Genomic DNA, 17276 nt, shown 5'->3' on the forward strand with positions numbered 1-17276 from the left:
GAGGACTCCATGACTGGACATGAGAAAGGTGTACCGATCCAACATCTGGTTCGTGACAAACGCATGGATCCGGAACATCGAATGCGCCTCGACGCGGCGATTCACCGCCAGGGCCAGGGCTGGGTGACCGGTCGCGAGGGCGGCCGGCCGTGGCAATTGTCCCGCACCAACCGGGTGCTGGCCTGCTTCGGCGCGTTGGTCATCCTGGTGATGATTTCGCCGCTGCTGATCGGTCTGGCGCTCGCCATCAAGTTCACCAGCAAAGGCCCGGTGATGTTCGTGCAGAAACGCACCGGCTACCGCGGCCGCAAGTTCGGCATGTACAAATTTCGCACCATGGTCGCCAACGCCGAAGAACTGAAAGAGTCGCTGCGCCACCTCAACAAACACGGTGCCGACGCGATCGACTTCAAGATCGACCAGGACCCGCGCATCACCCGGATCGGCGGTTTCCTGCGGCGCACCAGCCTCGACGAACTGCCCAACCTGATCAATGTGGTGACCGGCGACATGCGCCTGGTCGGCCCTCGTCCGACCTCGTTCAACGCCTACCGCTACAAGGACAAACACCTCGCCCGTCTGGCGATCTACCCCGGCATGACCGGCCTGTGGCAGATCTCCGGGCGCAGCAATATCGACTTCGACCAGCGCGTTGAGTTGGACCTCAGCTACATCGCCGAGCAGAGCCTGTTGCTTGATTTGAAGATCCTGTTGAAAACCCCTTTCAAAGTATTCAGCGGCCACGGAGCAAGCTAATGGACGGTTCAACCAACAAAAACCTGAGCATTGCCAGCCCCAGCGAGTCGAACCTGACGTCGACCGTGCTGGACCTGGATCTGCGGATCCTGTTCCTGACCGCCGCCAACCCCGGCGCCGGCACCACCACCAGCGCCCTGGCCATGGCCAGCCAACTGGCACAGATGAGCAGCGGACTGGTGCTGTACGTCGATGCCAGTCAGTCGGCGAACAACCTCACCCAGCAACTGAACCTGGGCAAGGAGCGCGGCCTGCGCGACCTGCTGTTCAACCCCGACAACCCGCCGCTGTTGCAGGACTGCGTGGTGCAGGTGTCGAGCCTGCCGTTTCACGTGCTGCCCAACGGCCGGCCGATCCGCACCATGGAGCACCTGACCGCCGAGCGTCTGAGCCCGTTGCTCGATCAGTTGGGCAGCCAGTACCGCTTCGTGGTGATCGATGGCGATGCGGTGTATTCGGCGGCCGACACGCTGGTCATCAGCACTCAGGTCGATGGCGTGGTGTTCGTGGTACGTGCCGAGGACACCCGCTGGGAGGTCGCCCAGGCGGCCGTGCAGCGGCTGACCCAGGCCGGGGCGAAAGTGGTCGGCAGCGTGTTCAACCGGCGCAAGTACTACATGCCCAAATGGCTGTACAAAAACCTGTAAGCAAACGCGAGGGATGACGCCATGAACGCCAAGATACTGGTTCTGCTGATGCTGCCGCTTGCAGGTTGCTCCAGCAACTCCGAAACCCAGACCATGCCGGTGAATATCCTCACCGCCACCCCGGCCAACGCCCAGGCCACCGACATGCCGAAGGTCGAGCAGACCCTGCGCCCGCAGGATGTGCTGGACGTGATCTTCCACATCAGCACCAGCGGCTCGGACGCTTACCGCGTGCAGTCGGGTGACCAGATCGGCCTGAACTTCACCGCTGCCAGCCAGCTCAACGGCAATCAACTGGTGCTGCCGGACGGCACCATCAATCTGCCGGGGGCCAACACTTCGGTGAAAATCGCCGGGCTGACCAGCGATGAGGCCCGGGATGAAATCCAGCGTGCCTATCAGCGCAAACAGTTGTTCCAGCCCAATCGCAACCAGCTGACTGTGCAGATCATCAGTCCGCTGACCAACGAGCAGAACCTGAAAAGCGCCCTCAACCACCCGGCCACCGGCATGAGCCGCGAGATCACCGTGGGCACTGACGGCTACGCGAGCTTCCCGGAAATCGGTGCCGTGCCGCTGCAAGGCATGACCGTCAATCAACTGGAAACCTTCCTCAACAAACGCTATGCGCAACTGCCGGGAAGGATGACCGTGGACGTGTTGCTCAAGTCCACCGCCGGTAACGAGATCTATGTGCTGGGTGAAGTCGGTCAGCCAGGTTCATATCCGATTCGCCGACCGGTTTCTGTGCTCGAAGCACTGACGCTGGCCCGAGGTACCAACGTCAAGGCGCGTCTGGACTCGGTGATGATCATGCGGCGCAACGGCAATCAGGTGCAGGCCGTGCGCTACGACGTCGAGAAAGCGCTGGCCGGCGACGCCTCGCAAATCGCCTACCTGCAACCTGACGACATGCTCTACGTGCCGAAGACCAAACTGGCGAGTGCCGGTGATCTGGCACGGCAGCTGGCCGACGTGGTGCTGTTCCAGGGCGTGGGGTTCAGCTTCGGCTACCGCGTCGACAACAAGGGCAGCAACAACAACTGACTCTCGGGTGACCTGACATGAATCCAAAGGAAAACTACCTGCATGAGTTCTTCAGGATCTTCTTCGCCAACAAACGGCTGGTGAAGCGTGTCTTCCTGATCTTTGCAGTGATCGCGCTGGTGCTGCCGATGGTGCTCAAACAGAGCTTCGATATCACCGCCCAGGTGATCGTGCAGTCGAAAAAACTCTCCCAGGGCGACGCCACCACGTCGCTGACCGTGGACAACGCCACGTTCATCCCGCCGTCACTGGCGGACATGGAAACCGAGAGCAACATCCTGCGTTCGCCGGCGCTGATCCGTCAGACCATCAGCGAACTGCGGGACAAGGGTGAATACACCCCGCCCCCCGGGATGTTTGCCCGGCTGATCGGCGATCCGTTCCGGCGCTACATCACCTCGCCGCTGCGTCAGTACCTGATCAACCCGCTGCGCAACCTGCTGGGGCTGGAGACCGATCCGGTGCGTGACACCGTGCTCGACGGGCTGACGCAACAGGCCATCGACAGCCTGAAGATCGAGACCCTGCCCGGCTCCAACGTGATCTCGATCGTCTACAGCTTCCCGGATCCGCACCAAGGCACGACCTTCGTCGCCGCCCTGCTGCAGAACTATCTGGTCAGCCGTCAGGCGCTGCAATCGATCGACCTGCCGCAGTCCTTCTACGAGACCAAAAAGCATCTGTATCAAGTGCGCCTCGACGGTCTGGAAGCCAATCGCCAGGCCTTGCTGGAACGTGTCGGCGCGGCGGATCCGAAGGAAGAAATCACCTTCCGCCTGAACGCGATCAACACCGAAGAACAGGCGCTGAACCTGTATCAGGATCGCCTGCTGCAAAGCCAGCGCTGGCTGGAATACCTGAAAACCAGCCTGGCCGCCGCCAGCAACAACAAGCTCAATGACTACACCTTCCCCTACACCTTCACCACCACCGTCGACAACGTGGCGTTCGAAGACCGGGAGATCAAACAGCTGGGCGAGCAACTGACCACTCAGGTCAGCCGCTACATGAATGATCTGGCGGTCTTCCAGCCCGGCAGCGAGCCAATGCTGCTGACCCGCGAACAGATCGCCCGCACCCGTCAACAGTTCCTCAAAGTGGTGAGCAACCGCATCCAGGAACGTACCAACGACCTGGCCGTGGTTCAGCAGGTGATCGATCAGAAAACCGCGCGCATCGCCGAATTCAAGGCGCGCATCCATGACCTGCAGCAGACCCAAAGCAAACTGCGGCAGATGGACACCGAAATCGACGCCCTGCACGCCGCGTTCTCAACCTACGCCCAACGCTTCGCCGAAAGCAGCACCACCCGGGCGCTGAACGACGACCTGTCCAACGCCCGCGTCCTGAGCCCGCCGTTCGAGCCGACCGAAGCGGCGTTCCCCAAACCGCTGCTGATCATCCCGTTTGGCCTGTTCACCGGTCTGCTGCTGGCGATTGCCCTGGTCTATGTGCGCGAGTTCTTCGATCACCGCTTCAAACATCCGGCACAAATCAGCCACGAGCTGGGCCTGCCGGTGCTGCTGGTGATCAACGACCAGAGCACTCAACCGGGTAACCCACACAAGAACTGGACCGTGCCAAGCTTCGTGCACTGGGTGCGCAATTGAGCACCCCGTCCTCCCCGAACGCCGCCCTGCCGATCATTCATTTGCTCAGCAGTGGTGGCTTCTATGGGGCCGAGCGGATGTTGCTGGATCATTGTCTGGCGACACCGGGGCAGCATCAGGTGCTGTTTCTCGATGCGCCGCCGGCACTGATCGAGCGCTTTCGCGCGGCGGGTGTCGATGCCCAAGGTTGCGCCGGGCTCGGCGCATTGCTCGGGCATCTGCGTCAGCGCCGGGCGGAACGTCCGTTGATCAACACCCACAATTTCAAAGGCTTGCTGTTCGGCTGGGTCGGCGCCACGTTGTTGCGCCTGCCGCTGGTGATTACCCAGCACGGCTTCACCCCGCGCAGCCGCAAGCAGAAGTTCTACACCTGGCTGAGCCTGCAACTGTGCCGCACCGCGTCGGTGGACCGGGTGGTCTGTGTGGCCGAAAGCATTGCGGTGCTGCACCGCCAGGCCAGCGTCCGTGCGGAAAAGCTGCAGGTGATCCCCAACGGTCTGCCGGCGGCAGTCGCTGAACGGATGCCGGAGGTCGATCATCAGCGCTGGCTCGCCGGGTACGTCGGACGATTGAGCAGCGAAAAAGGTCCGGATCTGTTTCTCGATGCGTTGATCCCGCTGTGTCATCAGCATCCGCAACTCGACGCGGTGATGCTCGGTGACGGCCCGGAGCGCGAGGCACTTGAGGCGCGAATCGACGCCGCCGGGCTGCAAAAGCGCATTCGTCTGCCGGGTTATCAGACCGACATGCGTCACTGGTGGCAGCAACTCGACGCGCTGGTGATCAGCTCGCGCACCGAGGGCACGCCGATGATTCTGCTGGAGGCCATGCAGATCGGGGTGCCAGTGGTGGCGTTCGCGGTCGGCGGGATTCCCGATGTGCTGGAACACCGGCACAACGGCCTGCTCGCCGCGCCGGCCGACAGCAGCGCCCTCGCCCGCCAGCTCGACACGCTGCTGAGCCAACCCGCGCTGGCGCGCAAGCTGCGCGACAACGCAAAACGCACGCAACAGGACCGCTACGACCTCAAGGCCCTGGCCGAACGCTGGTCGCAGCTGTACATCCGCACGGCACGGGAGGCACGCGCATGATTTTCCCGCTCTCGATCGTCAGCTTGCTGGGTCTGGTCTGCATCGCCTTGCTGGCCAGTCCCTGGCCCTATCTTGCGCCGGGAGCGGTGCTTGGTCTGGTGGGGTTCGCCCTGCTCTACCGTAAGCCGACCTGGGGCCTGCTCGGCATCGCCGCGCTAGTGCCGTTCGAGGGTTTCTTCAAGGACAGCTCGCTGTCGGGCAGCAAGCTGATCGGCGCGTCGCTGGCAGTGATCCTGATGCTGCAACTGGCGATGCACCAGATTCCGGCGGAGCGCCTGCGCAGCAACATCTGGCGTTACCTGATCTGGTTCATGGTTCTGTACTTCCTGAGTCTGCTCAACACCGATGACATGGGCATGTCCCTGGGTCATCTGCGTGAACTCAGCGTCGGTCTGATCCTGTTCGTCATCACCTTGCTGATCGGTCGCGAGTTGAACCTCGACCTGTTCGCCCGTCTGGTGACACTGGCCGTCAGCGCCACCTGTGCGATGGCGATGTTTTCGACCAAATTCCAGGATCAGGGCCGCGCCGCCGGTCTGCTCGAAGACCCGAACGCCTTTGCCATGCTGATCGCCTTTGCCGTGCCGCTGGGCCTGCTGCTGATCATTCGCAGCCCGAACCTGTTGCACCGTTGGTTCTGGGGCGGTTGCTGCCTGCTGCTGCTCGGCGGCATGACCAAGACCGAATCGCGCTCCGGGTTGGTGGTGCTGGCGTTGAGTCTGGTGATCGGTTGCTGGCATTACCGCGCGCAACTGACACGCATCCGCCCACGGCATCTGGGCTTCGCCATGCTCGGCGCGGCGATTGTGATTCCACTGGCGATCTATGCGATGCCTGCCGGCTATCTGGCGCGTATCCAGTCGCTGAGCGTGCTCAGCGCCGGCGCCCGGGGCCACGATGACGAATCCCTGGGCCGCCGCGCTTCGTACATCGTGGTCGGCAGCCAGATGATCCGCGAGAACCCGTTGCTCGGCTCCGGCCCCGGCACCTTTCCCCTGCATTACGCCACCACCGGTTACGCCAAGGCGTTTTCCGCCAACCGCAAGATCGGTGACCTGTACCGTCGGGCCCACAACACCTACCTGGAAATCTTCAGCGAACTGGGGATTCCCGCTGGCCTCCTGTTCGTCGGCATGCTCGCGCTGGGTCTGTACAACCTGATCCGCGCACGCCGCGCCTGGATGCAGCGCCGCGACTGGGAGCAGGCCGACATGATGACCCACCTGGGGGTGGGTTTCCTGTCGCTGACCCTGTTCCTGATGTTCCTCAGTGCACCGAACCAGAAGTACGTGTGGATCATGCTCGCGCTCACCAGCGTCCTGCGCCTGAAGGCCGAGCAAGCACCGTTGGTGGAGACCAGGGCATGAGCCGGATCAGTGTCGTCATCCCGATGTACAACGAGGGCCGCCACATCGGCCGCACCCTGCTGGCGGCGCAAAAAGCCGCCCATGCGGCCAATGTCGAGTGCGAACTGATCGTGGTCGATAACGGCTCCAGCGATGACGGCCCGCAGATCGCCCGCCAGTTCGGCGCGCAAGTGCTGGTGGTGCCGGGCGTATTGATCGGCGCCCTGCGCAATCGCGGCACCGCCGTCGCCACCGGTGACTGGCTGGCGTTCATCGATGCCGACATCGAGATGCCCGAAGACTGGCTGACCGGGTTGTTCGCCCTCGAAGCCGAAGGCCACGCCGACGTGTTCGGGCTGGACCTGCACACCCCCGCCTCTGCACCGTGGTACGCCGTGGCCTGGCAACGCCGCACCCTGCGCCCGACCAGCCATACCGCCCATGCCGTGGACTGGTTGCCCAGCTCCAACCTGCTGATGCATCGGCGCTGGTTCGACAAGGTCGGCGGGTTCAACGAATCCCTGCGCACCGGCGAAGACAAGGAGTTCACCCTGCGCCAGAGCAAACAGGGCGCGCGGCTGCTGTCGGTCAACGAGTCCGTGGCCCTGCACTGGGGCTACGAAATGAACTGGCGCGAATGGATGGGCAAGGAAATGTGGCGTCAGGGCAGTCATCTGCAACTGCTGCGCACTCACGGTTTGAGTTTGCGCCTGCTGCGCTTTCCGCTTTTGTCGCTGGCGGCGTGGCTGCTGGACCTGCTGGCGATTTCCGCGCTGCTCAATGGTTTCCCCCATCACGCCGCCGTCATGGTGACCATCACCATGATCCCGGCGCTGGTGCTCAGCATCCGTCAGAGTCACCGCCAGCACGATATCGGCCTGACCCTGCAACTGTGGGGGCTGCATTGGGTACGGCTGCACCTGGCCGGCGCGGCGTTCATTCTCAGTCTGTGTCATTGGAACGCCAGGAGGCCTGCCCGTGGCTGAGTTCATTTTCTGGATGTGCCTGTTGCTGCCGGTGTACGCCTACGTCGGCTACCCCCTGCTACTGACGCTGCTGGCGCCGCTGCTCCCGGCGTGGCGTCACAGCCCGGCGCCGCCGCTGAATATCAGCATCGTGATTGCCGCGCACAACGAGGCGCGGCATATCGAACACAAGCTGCGTTCGCTGCTGTCCCAGGATTATCAGCCGGCCACCCTGCAAATCATTCTGGCCAGCGACGGTTCCAGCGACGACACGGTGGCTTGCGCGCAAAAGGTCGTAGACCCACGGATCACCGTGCTCGACCTGCCGCGTCAGGGCAAGGCCGCGACACTCAATGCCGGTGTGGCCCTGGCCACGGGCGACATTCTGGTGTTCACCGATGCCGACAACCAATGGTCGCGGGAAACCCTCGGCTACCTGCTCGCGCCGCTCAGCGATCCGCAGGTCGGCGCCTGCGCCGGGCACATGGTGATTCCGGTCACCGGTGGTGGTTTGAGTGTCGGCGACAGCCTGTACCGGCATTACGAAGGCTGGCTGCGCCGGGTCGAGAACCGCACCGGTTGCATGGTCTCCGCCGATGGCGCGTTGCTCGCCCTGCGCCGGGAACTGTTCGAGGACGTGCCGGCCGAGGTCAACGATGACTTCTTCATCAGCACCTGCGCGCCGGTGAAATACAAACGCATCGTCTACGTACCCGAAGCACAAGTGATCGACCACGGCGTCGATGAAGCGGACAAACAATTCCGCCGGCGCCAGCGGGTCACCGTTGGCGGCCTGCAAAGCCTGGCCCAGCGCAGCGAACTGCTCAATCCGCTCAAGCACGGGCTGTATTCGATTGCGCTGATCAGCCACAAGCTGATTCGGCGGTTGGCGCCGATTCTTTTGCTGCCTCTGTTGCTGAGCAATTTCTGGCTGTGGGACGACCATGGTTTCTATCGCCTGAGTCTGATCGCGCAACTGATCGGCTACGCCATTGCGATTGCCGGTCTGCTGGATTCGCAACACCGCTTACCCAAACCGTTCCGCCTTGCGGCATTCCTGCTGGTGACGTTGGCGGGCATGAGCATCGGCCTGTGGCAGTTCTTGCGCGGCCAGCGTTACGCCCAGTGGAACCCTGACCAAAACCGTTGAGAGGGCTCAAGCCATGGCGATCAAACAACTGATAAAACGCACCAGTGGCTGGCTCTATCTCAACTCGTCCGTGGGGCGAAACCAATTGCACGGCGCAGGCGTGATCCTGATGTTGCACCGGGTACTGTCCAACGACCGCGCCGCCGACCTGCCGCATCGCAACGAACTGTGCGTCGGCCCGAAAGCCTTCGAGCATCTGCTGGTATGGCTGCGCAGGCATTTCGACTGCGTGCCGCTGATGGAAATCCTCCAGCCCAACGCCCTGCGCCGCGAGCGCCCGCAAGTGGCGCTGACCTTCGATGACGGCTGGCGCGACAACGCGGCCAACGCCTTTCCGCTGCTGCAAAAGCATCAGGTGCCAGCGAGCATTTTCCTCTCCACGGATTTCATCGGCAGCCGCCAGCGCTTCTGGTGGGAAAGCATCGGTGAAACCCTGTGGGGCAGCCACGGCGAAAAACCGCGCATGCACCTGATCGATTGTCTGCAGGCGCTCCACCACCCATTGCCGGTGCTGATGGACGACATCGACGTGGATCGTCGCAGCCTGACGTTGCTGCACTATCTGCAAGGCTTGAAGAGCAGCGACCCTTCGATCCTCGAACGCCTGACCAACGAATGCCCGCCAGAGTCACTGCCCCAGGCGCTGGACTGGCATCAAGTACGGGCGATGGAAGCTTCGGGGCTGGTGCGTTTCGGTCCTCACGGTGCGAGTCACGCGATCCTGACCCAACTCGACGACGTACGCCTGAGCGAAGAAATCAGCCGCAGCCGCGACGCCCTGAACAACGGTTGCAACCGGCCATTGCCGGTGTACTGCTACCCCAACGGCGACAACGACGCACGGGTGCGCGAGCAGATTGCCAGCCACGATTATCCGTTCGCCCTCGGCACCGGCACCGGGATCTATCGCGGCGCGGGGGATCCGCTGAACCTGCCGCGTTTCGGCGTCAGCCAGCGTACCGCGCGTAACCCGGAACTACTGTCGTGGCGGATCTTTCGCGGGGCGCGACCATGAGTCGAAGCAGTTACCTCAAGCACTTGGCGCTGAGCATGGGCACCAAACTGGCGATGATTGCCCTGCGCCTCCTGAGGAACGTATTACTGGCGCGAATCCTCGGCCCCAGTGAACGCGGGCTGTTCGCCCTGCTCAGCACCCTGCCCGACCTGATCAGCGCGGCCACCAGCGGCGGCTTGAATTCCGCTGTCGGTTACCAGGCCGCCAAGCAGCGGCCGATGGGCTTGCTGCTGGCTCAGGTGCTGGTCTTCGGCTGCTTGCTGGCGGGGTTGTTGACGTTGCTGGTGGTGGCGCTGGTGCGTGAGTTCGGCAGTGAACTGGACGTCACCGTACAACTCGGTCTTCTGGCCTGGCTGTTGCTGCTGGCGGTGCCGTTGACTGTGCTTAAGAGCGGCTTGCTGACGTTGCACAATGCGTCCGGCGGCGTGGTCGCGTTCAACGCCTTGCGTCTGGTGGAGTCCCTGGCGCCGCTGTTGTTGTTTCTCGCGCTGTTCTGGATGTGGAAGGAAGCGGCCCTGGAAGCGGCGTTGATCAGCTGGCTGGCGGGAATCAGCCTGGTGGTGCTGGCCGGTTGGGTCTGGCTCAAACGCGCGCAACCGTTGCAGCTGCAATGGGACCGCGCCAGCCAGAACGAACTGCTGCGCTACAGCGCCCGCAGCCATCCGGATCTGCTGTTCCAGCAAGTCATCCTGCGCTCCGATTACCTGTTCATCGGCGCCCTGCTCGGCAGTACCGCGCTCGGTCATTACGCCATGGCCAGCGCCGCCGCCGAACTGCTGTTGATCGTCCCGGAAGCCGTGACCACACCGCTGATGAAACGCCTGCTGCAACAGGACGAAGGCATGGACAAGGTCACTCCGCTGGCCCTGCGCCTGACCGCCACGGTGATGCTCGGCGCCTGCCTGATCATGGCCGTGATCGGCGAATGGCTGATCGTGACCCTGTTCGGCGTCGCCTATCAACCGGCGTATCCGGCGCTGCTGGCGTTGCTGCCGGGTCTGCTGGGCCTGTGCTATGCGAGCATTCTGCGGCTGGACCTGCTGGGCAAGAATCGCCCCGGCACCGTATCGCTGCTGATGGGCCTCGGTGCCTTGCTCAACCTCGCGCTGAACGTGGTGCTGATCCCGGCTTACGGGATTGTCGGTGCAGCGGCGGCGTCGTCGATTGCCTATCTGGCAGTGACCGTAGCAATGCTGGTGTTGTACTGCCGGCTGAGCAGCGTACCGCTCTGGCAAACCCTGATCATCCTGCCCGCCGACATCGCACCGATGTGGCTGATGTTGCAGCGTCGCTTTTTACAACGGAAATCCGCATGAAAAGCCTGGCCCTGCTGCTCGGTCTCGGCCTGTCGCTGGACACCTTCGCGGCGTCGATGCGCTGGGGTGACATTCGCGACGGTAGCCTGTACCTGCAAGCGGATCGCCCCGACACCGTGACCGTGCGCTGGGCGCCGGCGTGGCAGGCGGACGCCAACGAAGAGCACCTGTACCTGCTCGACGGCCAAGGCAAATTGCAGGGTGAGCGCTTCATCAAGGCCAGCGAAACCCGTGGCAGCCAGAGCTGGCCGTTGGCACCGGGCGCGGCGAGTTATCAGCTGGAAATCCCCGGCTACAGCTTTCGTAATTACCGGGTCGAACACGACGAAAACACCGTCGCATTGTTCGCCCCGGCCAAGGTGCATTTCAGCGCGCAAACCCGTGACGGCGATGAGCTGTTTTTCAAGATTGCGCCGGGTGAACACGCGGTGCTCGCGGGCAAATTCCACGGTGGCGTCAACGCCCTGCAAGCGCAGCGGGTCGGAGATAACCAACAGCTGTCGCTGGCGCTGAAACCTTATCGCGCCTATTGGCAATACGATCAGGTCGCATTGCCGGTCAGTGACCGCGAACAAGTCTGGCGCCTGCGTCTGCAAGGCAGCGGCAAAGCGGCGTTCTGGCTCGACGGTACGGCCAATCTGTTCGCGCAGAACCCGCAGCAGCTCAAACCGCTGCGCGAAGACGATGGCCAGACCCGCCTGACCCTGCACGACAAAGTCCTCGGCCGCACGCCCGACCTGGGCATCGCCCTGCCCTACGTGATGCCGCCGCCCGCCAGTCATGCGGCGCTCGATGCATTGAAGCCGACGGCCGCCAGCTACTACAGCTTCGTCGATGTGACGGCAAAAAAACCGCAGTTCGAAGATGCGTTTCGCCAGGTCTATCAGGACCGTTTCGGCATTCGTCAGGACATCACTTTGCTCGCCGGCAGCCAGCGTCAGGCTGATTTACGCGCCGACGTGCAAAGCAACGGCGGCCTCGACGCCTGGCTTGCGAGCACCCGCCTGCTTGGCGGCAAAGGCACGCACTACATCGGCTTTGCCGACGAGCCCAATCTCAACTATTCGAGCTACGAGCAATACCGCTCGATCTTCACCAGCATGGCGCGCCAGGTGCGCAGCGATCCGGCCAACGCCCGGGCCGGTGTGCGCATCGCGATGCCGGCCAGTTCGCGACTGGTCAACGGCCCGTTCGCCGACAACGCGGCGAGCAAACGCGGCATCGACTGGGCCCGGCGCCTGCTGGGTGAATCCGCCGATCAGGTCGATGCACTGGCCTGGCACGAATGGATGATCCGCGACCTGCTCGCCACTCGCGTCTACCGCGACAGCGTGCGCCGCGCTGCCGATCTGGTGGGTCTCGATGCCAAGGGCCTGCCGCGCAAGGCCTTGCTGCTGGATCAGACCAATCTCTCCAGCGGCTCAAGCCTGAGCCCCTACGATCAGGAAACCCACTTCACCTCATTGTGGTGGGCCTCGGTGGTGATCAACGCCTCCCAGGACGGCTTTCTGACCATGCTCAACTGGTTCCAGGCCGCCGATGAACCGGAATACCCCAAAGGCATGTTGCGCGTCTCGGCGGATGAACAACACTTCGAACTGAAACCGGTGGGCCTGGCCCAGCAGTTCATCCAGCAACACTGGCTGCACAAGGTGTTGTGGCTGGAAAACGATGCCTTCGAAGTCGATGTGCTGGCGATGGCCGGCGACGATCAGCGCGGCTTGCTGGGTGTGAACAAGGGCACGCGGTTGCAGCGTGTCGATCTGGCGGGGGCCAAATGCCCGCTGAACAACGGCGCCCTGCGCTACTTCGGCGCCGACAACCGCAGCCGCGACGCGCCGTTCCGTTGCCAGGACGGGCGCGTGCGCTTCGAGTTGCCGGGGCAGACCCTGTTTTCCCTGAGCTGGCGCACTTGATGAACCGCCCGTTGATGTCCTGCCGCGCAGGCCACTTGCCGCGCGATGCCACGTCATCAGGAGTACCGACCATGAACGTTGTGAAAAAAATCAGCGAACACATTAAACAAAAAGGCCTGCGTGCCACGCTGGCCAAGGTGTGGAAGCACTACGTCTTTTCCCATCAGGAACTGCTGTGGATGGAGCGCGACCTCGTCAGCCCGGTGCCGCCCCACAGCCTCAAACCGTATCCGCCGCTGCGCGTGGTGAAGATCACCCCCGACAACGCCAGCGCCTTCGCCCGCTACTTTGGTGACCGCGTCGGCACCATGGCGGAGCTGGCCAACGAAGGTCACACCGGGCACATGCACCTTGACGATCACGGCGATGCGGTGGCCTTCATCTGGGGCAGCGCCCGGGACTATTTCGACCGCCACTATTACGGCTGCATGTTCCCGGTGAAACCCGGCGAGTTCTTCGAATTCGGCGGTGAGCTGACCCGTTCCTATTGGGGCACCGAACTGTCGGTGGACCTGCAACTGGAGCTGTGGAAAGCCATGGCTGCCCAGGGCTGCGACAAGGTCGTGGATGTCTGCGAATTCCACAACATCCCGGCGCTCAAGCTGCACCTGCGCATGGGCTACACCGAACAGGGCCGGATCATGAACGTGTACACCCTGTTCGCTCGCTGGCGCTTCTACCGCGAAACCCGCTACAGCGGCTCGCGGCTGGATGCGTTGCGCAAACCTTCCCGTCCCTCTGTCACAGCAACGGCGACCTGAGCCTATGGCGCGATTCGAATGGCGCACCTCGTTGTGCGCCCCTGACTTCCCGGCAGCGGCTTATGAAGCGCTGCGCCTGCGGGTGACGGATCACACGCCGTTCAACAGCCTCGGCTGGTTGATCGCGGCAGAGCAGACACTCGATGCGAACGAGCATCTGCACATTCTGCTGGGCTGGGAAGCGGACGAATTGCGCCTGTGCCTGCCGCTGGTGGCCGGTCGTGAACGCTTTGGCGGGCTACCGTTTGCCGTGGTGCATCACCTCGGCTATCCGCTGGCAGATCGCCTGGCGCTGCTGTCCGTGCTTGAGGCCGACAGCCTGCGCCAGGCGCTGTTGCTCATCCGCCAGCGCATCCCTCACGCGTTGCTGCAACTCAACGAACTGTCTGAACCGGTGGGCGAAGAAAGCGCCCTCACCGAATGGATGGCGCACAGTTCGACTGGTGAGCGACGCTTGAGCTGTCGGGTTCCGGTGCACCTGATCAGTGACGCCGATCTTCAGGAAGTCTCCGGTGATCCGCGCTACAAACTGCGCCGTGCGCGCAAACGCATTGCTGCGTGCGGCGCTGTCGTGCGTCGGATCATTCCCGATGCCCTGACCATGGGCCCACTGTTGCAGGCCATCAGTGAAGTTGAAGCGGTGAGCTGGAAAGGCGACGAAGGGGTCGGCATCTTCGCCAGCGAACGCAGCCGCCGCTGCATCGAAAGCGCCTTCACCGCCCTCGCCGCCCAAGGTCTGGTGCGCGTGGTCACGCTGGAGCTGGACGGTCGTTGCATCAGCTACCGGCTCGGTTTGCTCGAACAGGGCCGGCTCTACGATTACAACCTCGCCTTTCTGCCGCAATACGCCGATCTGGGCAGCGGTCGGGTGTTGCTGGAGGAATGGATTCGCTGGGGTCTGGACGATCACTGGCGCTGGATAGACGCCTCGCGGGTCAGCCTGGAAAACTCCAGCCATCAATTGCACGAACGCATGACCGGACAACTGGAACACTGGCGCTGGAGTTTCTATTCCTGGCGGCCTAGCGGTGTTTTGCTGGGGCTGGGATTACGCCTCTGGCAGCGGCTAAAACCGAAGCTACAGCAGTGGCGCGCACGGCAGGTAACGACAAAACCGGCGTCCGTCGTAAAACCGGCAACCCACCCCACCACGGAGGGCGAACATGCCTCGCCAAGTCATAGTCAACGCTGACGATTTCGGCCTGAGCCCGAACGAAAACGCAGTGATCTTCAGCGCGTTCCAGGCCGGGGTCATCAGTTCCGCCACGGCCATGGCCAACATGCCAGCCTTCGAAGCGGCCTGCGCGATGGCTCGTCATCACTTACTGGAAGGTCGGGTCGGCCTGCACTTCAACCTGACGTATGGCCGGCCATTGAGTCAGGCGATTCTCGCTTGTCGCACTTTCTGCGACAGCCAAGGCGTATTCGACCTCAGCCTGCCACGGCACAGCCTGTGGCTCGGCCGAACAGATCGCGAGGCGGTGCAGGAGGAATTACAGGCGCAGTGGCAGCGCTGTGTCGATCACGGCGTGCGCCCGAGCCATATCGATTCACATCAGCACGTGCACAACATCTGGCCGATCGGCGAGATCGTCGCGCGCTTCGCCGCTCATCAAGGTGTGCCGGTACGACTGGCACGCAACCTGGGACAGAACCTCAGCCTGCCGAAGCGCCTCTTCAAGGGTTTGCTCAACCGTCGTCTGCAAGGGCTGGCCGGTGTGACAGCGGATTACGTCTGCACCCCGGTGGACCTGCGCAACGAGCCTGCGCCGACCGACGGTGTGCTGGAAATCGTCGCCCACCCGAATCAGCTCGGCGCTGATTTCGGTGACGCCTATCTACAACCCGGAGAGTCCCTGAGTCGCGTGCTAGAGCGCCGGCTGCCGGGGATCCCACGGGTTTCCTACGCCGATTTGAACAAGGATTTTCTACGCGGTGCCGCGGCACTCGATTGAGTTACACAACTGGCAACACTTTCGGAGATGGCACTTTGAAATGTACTTGCCAGCTTGATCTATACCCACAAAAGCCAACTACAAAACACCCGGGCTTCGGCCACGGAGGGCATCATGAGCGTCATCGAAAAGCTGCGTGAACGCATCAAGCAAAAAGGCCTGGCCCGCACGTTTTCCACCTTGTGGAAACGCTACGTGTTCTTCCATTGGGAACTGCTGTGGATGGAGCGCGACCTGATCAGCCCGGTGCCGCCACACAAGCTGCGCCCTTACGAAGGCCTGCGCAAAGTCGACATCACGCCACAGAATGCCAGCGCGTTCGGCAAGCATTTCGGTGACCGTGTGCAGACCATGGCCGAACTCGCCAGCGAAGGCCACACCGGGCACATGTACCTGGACGCCAACGGCCACGCCGTGGCCTTCATCTGGGGCAGCACCCGGGATTATCATGACCGCCACTATTACGGCTGCAACTTCCCGGTCCAGCCCGGCGAGTTCTTCGAATTCGGCGGCGAAATGACCCGCGCCTACTTCGGCAGCAGCCTGTCGGTGGACGTACAAGTCACCCTCTGGCAAGCCATGGCCGCCCAGGGTTGCCACAAGGTGGTGGACGTCTGCGAAACCCACAACATCCCGGCGCTGAAGCTGCACATTCGCATGGGCTATCACGAACAGGGCCGCGTCACCCACGTCTATGGGTTGTTTGGAAAGTGGCGGTTCTTCCGCGAGACGCGATATGAGGGTTCGAGACTGGAACCGCTGCGCAAACCGGGGCGGCCGGTGGTGACCGCGGCTGCGCAGGCCTGAAATGATGAAGGCGGCCATTCGGCCGCCTTCGTGCGCTCAATTCGGACTTCAGTTTTTCACCCCCACCCACGTAAAACACATCGGCATCTGCGCCTCGCGGTTCAGGTACTGGTCATACGCCTCTTCGCGGTTCGAATGCGGGTATTCCTTGAAGTGCGCGATGTTCAGCCCGGCGTCGAGGGCGGCGGTGAAGATGGCGCCGAGGTTGTGCACGAACCAGTACGACGGTGCGACCTGCTGCTCGACCTTGCCGATGTAGACGATCGGTTCCTGCTGCACGAACGGCTCGCGGCGAAAGTACGAGGTCGCGAGGCGAAACGGATCCTCGGCGTCGGGATCGACCATTTCCAGGAACGGGTGGGTTTCGTAGATCACCAATTGCCCGCCCGGCTTGAGGGTCGAGGCGACGTGGCGGAAGAATTCGCCGATGTCGGGCATCCAGTTGAGGACGCCGATGGTGATCAGCGCCACGTCGAAACGACCGCGCAGTGATTCGGGCAAGTGATGAATATCGGCTTCGATGAATTCGGCCTGGTGTGGCGAACGGCCGTTCAGCACACGGGCCTGTTCAAGAAACTCCGCCGATTGATCGACCCCGACGACACTGCGCGCACCCAGCGCGAACAGCGAGAGGCTCTCGCGGCCGTTGTTACAGCACAGTTGCACAACGTCTTTTCCATCGACGCCAACCTGCTCCAGCAACCCGCGCAGGGTTTCGTCGAGGCAGGAAAAACCGGTCTGGGTGACCTCGCTCAGCAAGGCCTTCCACTCGGCCGATTCCTGATGGTGACGGGCCGAATCGTTCCACGCCTGACGATTGCTTTCGATGGCGTCTTTGTTGTTTGGCACTTCCATGGCGCACTCCGGACGATGCTCTTGATTGAGCGGCCCGAG

Annotated in this window: 16 protein-coding genes; 15 read left to right on the plus strand and 1 reads right to left on the minus strand. The window is 62.7% G+C overall.

The window, feature by feature from the left end; all coding sequences use genetic code 11:
• Positions 1-9: 9 nt before the first annotated feature.
• The 15 genes from CAF87_RS22985 to CAF87_RS23055 all read left to right on the plus strand — a co-directional run bounded on the left by CAF87_RS22985 (position 10) and on the right by CAF87_RS23055 (position 16382).
• Positions 10-756: a sugar transferase gene (locus CAF87_RS22985; RefSeq protein WP_085712111.1), complete on the plus strand. Its 747-nt coding sequence runs from the start codon at positions 10-12 to the stop codon at positions 754-756.
• Positions 756-1403: a CpsD/CapB family tyrosine-protein kinase gene (locus tag CAF87_RS22990; RefSeq protein WP_085733201.1), complete on the plus strand. Its 648-nt coding sequence runs from the start codon at positions 756-758 to the stop codon at positions 1401-1403. Before CAF87_RS22985 ends, CAF87_RS22990 begins: the two co-directional genes overlap by 1 nt.
• A 21-nt stretch (positions 1404-1424) precedes the next feature.
• The gene (locus CAF87_RS22995) at positions 1425-2450 is read left to right on the plus strand and encodes a polysaccharide biosynthesis/export family protein (RefSeq protein ID WP_085733202.1); all 1026 of its coding nucleotides are present in this window, start codon (positions 1425-1427) and stop codon (positions 2448-2450) included.
• Between the two features lie 17 nt (positions 2451-2467).
• Positions 2468-4060 (plus strand): Wzz/FepE/Etk N-terminal domain-containing protein, encoded by a 1593-nt coding sequence (locus tag CAF87_RS23000; RefSeq protein WP_085733203.1) that lies wholly within the window; start codon positions 2468-2470, stop codon positions 4058-4060.
• On the plus strand, positions 4057-5151 hold the full coding sequence (locus CAF87_RS23005; protein WP_085733204.1) for a glycosyltransferase family 4 protein: 1095 nt from the start codon (positions 4057-4059) through the stop codon (positions 5149-5151). Before CAF87_RS23000 ends, CAF87_RS23005 begins: the two co-directional genes overlap by 4 nt.
• Positions 5148-6518, plus strand: coding sequence for an O-antigen ligase (locus tag CAF87_RS23010; protein ID WP_085733205.1), 1371 nt, complete (start codon positions 5148-5150; stop codon positions 6516-6518). The genes CAF87_RS23005 and CAF87_RS23010 overlap by 4 nt, the downstream gene beginning before the upstream one ends.
• Complete coding sequence (locus CAF87_RS23015) at positions 6515-7483, plus strand: glycosyltransferase (protein ID WP_085733206.1); 969 nt, start codon at positions 6515-6517, stop codon at positions 7481-7483. Before CAF87_RS23010 ends, CAF87_RS23015 begins: the two co-directional genes overlap by 4 nt.
• Positions 7476-8612: a glycosyltransferase gene (locus tag CAF87_RS23020; RefSeq protein WP_085733207.1), complete on the plus strand. Its 1137-nt coding sequence runs from the start codon at positions 7476-7478 to the stop codon at positions 8610-8612. Before CAF87_RS23015 ends, CAF87_RS23020 begins: the two co-directional genes overlap by 8 nt.
• A gap of 13 nt (positions 8613-8625) precedes the next feature.
• Positions 8626-9627: a polysaccharide deacetylase family protein gene (locus tag CAF87_RS23025; protein ID WP_085733208.1), complete on the plus strand. Its 1002-nt coding sequence runs from the start codon at positions 8626-8628 to the stop codon at positions 9625-9627.
• Positions 9624-10943, plus strand: a complete 1320-nt coding sequence (locus CAF87_RS23030; RefSeq protein ID WP_085733262.1) for a lipopolysaccharide biosynthesis protein — start codon at positions 9624-9626, stop codon at positions 10941-10943. Before CAF87_RS23025 ends, CAF87_RS23030 begins: the two co-directional genes overlap by 4 nt.
• Positions 10940-12859, plus strand: coding sequence for a hypothetical protein (locus CAF87_RS23035; RefSeq protein WP_085733209.1), 1920 nt, complete (start codon positions 10940-10942; stop codon positions 12857-12859). The genes CAF87_RS23030 and CAF87_RS23035 overlap by 4 nt, the downstream gene beginning before the upstream one ends.
• A 71-nt stretch (positions 12860-12930) precedes the next feature.
• The gene (locus CAF87_RS23040; protein ID WP_085733210.1) at positions 12931-13620 is read left to right on the plus strand and encodes an N-acetyltransferase; all 690 of its coding nucleotides are present in this window, start codon (positions 12931-12933) and stop codon (positions 13618-13620) included.
• A 4-nt stretch (positions 13621-13624) separates the two neighbouring features.
• Positions 13625-14812, plus strand: coding sequence for a GNAT family N-acetyltransferase (locus tag CAF87_RS23045; protein WP_085733211.1), 1188 nt, complete (start codon positions 13625-13627; stop codon positions 14810-14812).
• Positions 14784-15575 (plus strand): ChbG/HpnK family deacetylase, encoded by a 792-nt coding sequence (locus CAF87_RS23050; protein WP_085733263.1) that lies wholly within the window; start codon positions 14784-14786, stop codon positions 15573-15575. Before CAF87_RS23045 ends, CAF87_RS23050 begins: the two co-directional genes overlap by 29 nt.
• 114 nt (positions 15576-15689) lie before the next feature.
• On the plus strand, positions 15690-16382 hold the full coding sequence (locus CAF87_RS23055; RefSeq protein WP_085733212.1) for a GNAT family N-acetyltransferase: 693 nt from the start codon (positions 15690-15692) through the stop codon (positions 16380-16382).
• A gap of 48 nt (positions 16383-16430) precedes the next feature.
• Here the strand turns inward: CAF87_RS23055 and CAF87_RS23060 are convergent, their stop codons facing one another.
• Entirely contained in the window at positions 16431-17237 is an 807-nt protein-coding gene (locus tag CAF87_RS23060) for a class I SAM-dependent methyltransferase (RefSeq protein ID WP_085733213.1), read from the minus strand.
• Positions 17238-17276 lie beyond the last annotated feature (39 nt).

This window comes from Pseudomonas sp. R38(2017) (genome assembly GCF_002112395.1).
Taxonomy (GTDB): domain Bacteria; phylum Pseudomonadota; class Gammaproteobacteria; order Pseudomonadales; family Pseudomonadaceae; genus Aquipseudomonas.

Bases quoted from the DNA above. Each gene is read 5' to 3' on its own strand.
- CAF87_RS22985 (WP_085712111.1), top strand. From the start codon at position 10: ATGACTGGACATGAGAAAGGTGTACCGATCCAACATCTGGTTCGTGAC.
- CAF87_RS23035 (WP_085733209.1), top strand. From the start codon at position 10,940: ATGAAAAGCCTGGCCCTGCTGCTCGGTCTCGGCCTGTCGCTGGACACC.
- CAF87_RS23045 (WP_085733211.1), top strand. From the start codon at position 13,625: ATGGCGCGATTCGAATGGCGCACCTCGTTGTGCGCCCCTGACTTCCCG.
- CAF87_RS23010 (WP_085733205.1), top strand. From the start codon at position 5,148: ATGATTTTCCCGCTCTCGATCGTCAGCTTGCTGGGTCTGGTCTGCATC.
- CAF87_RS23000 (WP_085733203.1), top strand. From the start codon at position 2,468: ATGAATCCAAAGGAAAACTACCTGCATGAGTTCTTCAGGATCTTCTTC.
- CAF87_RS23015 (WP_085733206.1), top strand. From the start codon at position 6,515: ATGAGCCGGATCAGTGTCGTCATCCCGATGTACAACGAGGGCCGCCAC.
- CAF87_RS23030 (WP_085733262.1), top strand. From the start codon at position 9,624: ATGAGTCGAAGCAGTTACCTCAAGCACTTGGCGCTGAGCATGGGCACC.
- CAF87_RS23040 (WP_085733210.1), top strand. From the start codon at position 12,931: ATGAACGTTGTGAAAAAAATCAGCGAACACATTAAACAAAAAGGCCTG.
- CAF87_RS22990 (WP_085733201.1), top strand. From the start codon at position 756: ATGGACGGTTCAACCAACAAAAACCTGAGCATTGCCAGCCCCAGCGAG.
- CAF87_RS23055 (WP_085733212.1), top strand. From the start codon at position 15,690: ATGAGCGTCATCGAAAAGCTGCGTGAACGCATCAAGCAAAAAGGCCTG.
- CAF87_RS23050 (WP_085733263.1), top strand. From the start codon at position 14,784: ATGCCTCGCCAAGTCATAGTCAACGCTGACGATTTCGGCCTGAGCCCG.
- CAF87_RS23060 (WP_085733213.1), bottom strand. From the start codon at position 17,237: ATGGAAGTGCCAAACAACAAAGACGCCATCGAAAGCAATCGTCAGGCG.
- CAF87_RS22995 (WP_085733202.1), top strand. From the start codon at position 1,425: ATGAACGCCAAGATACTGGTTCTGCTGATGCTGCCGCTTGCAGGTTGC.
- CAF87_RS23025 (WP_085733208.1), top strand. From the start codon at position 8,626: ATGGCGATCAAACAACTGATAAAACGCACCAGTGGCTGGCTCTATCTC.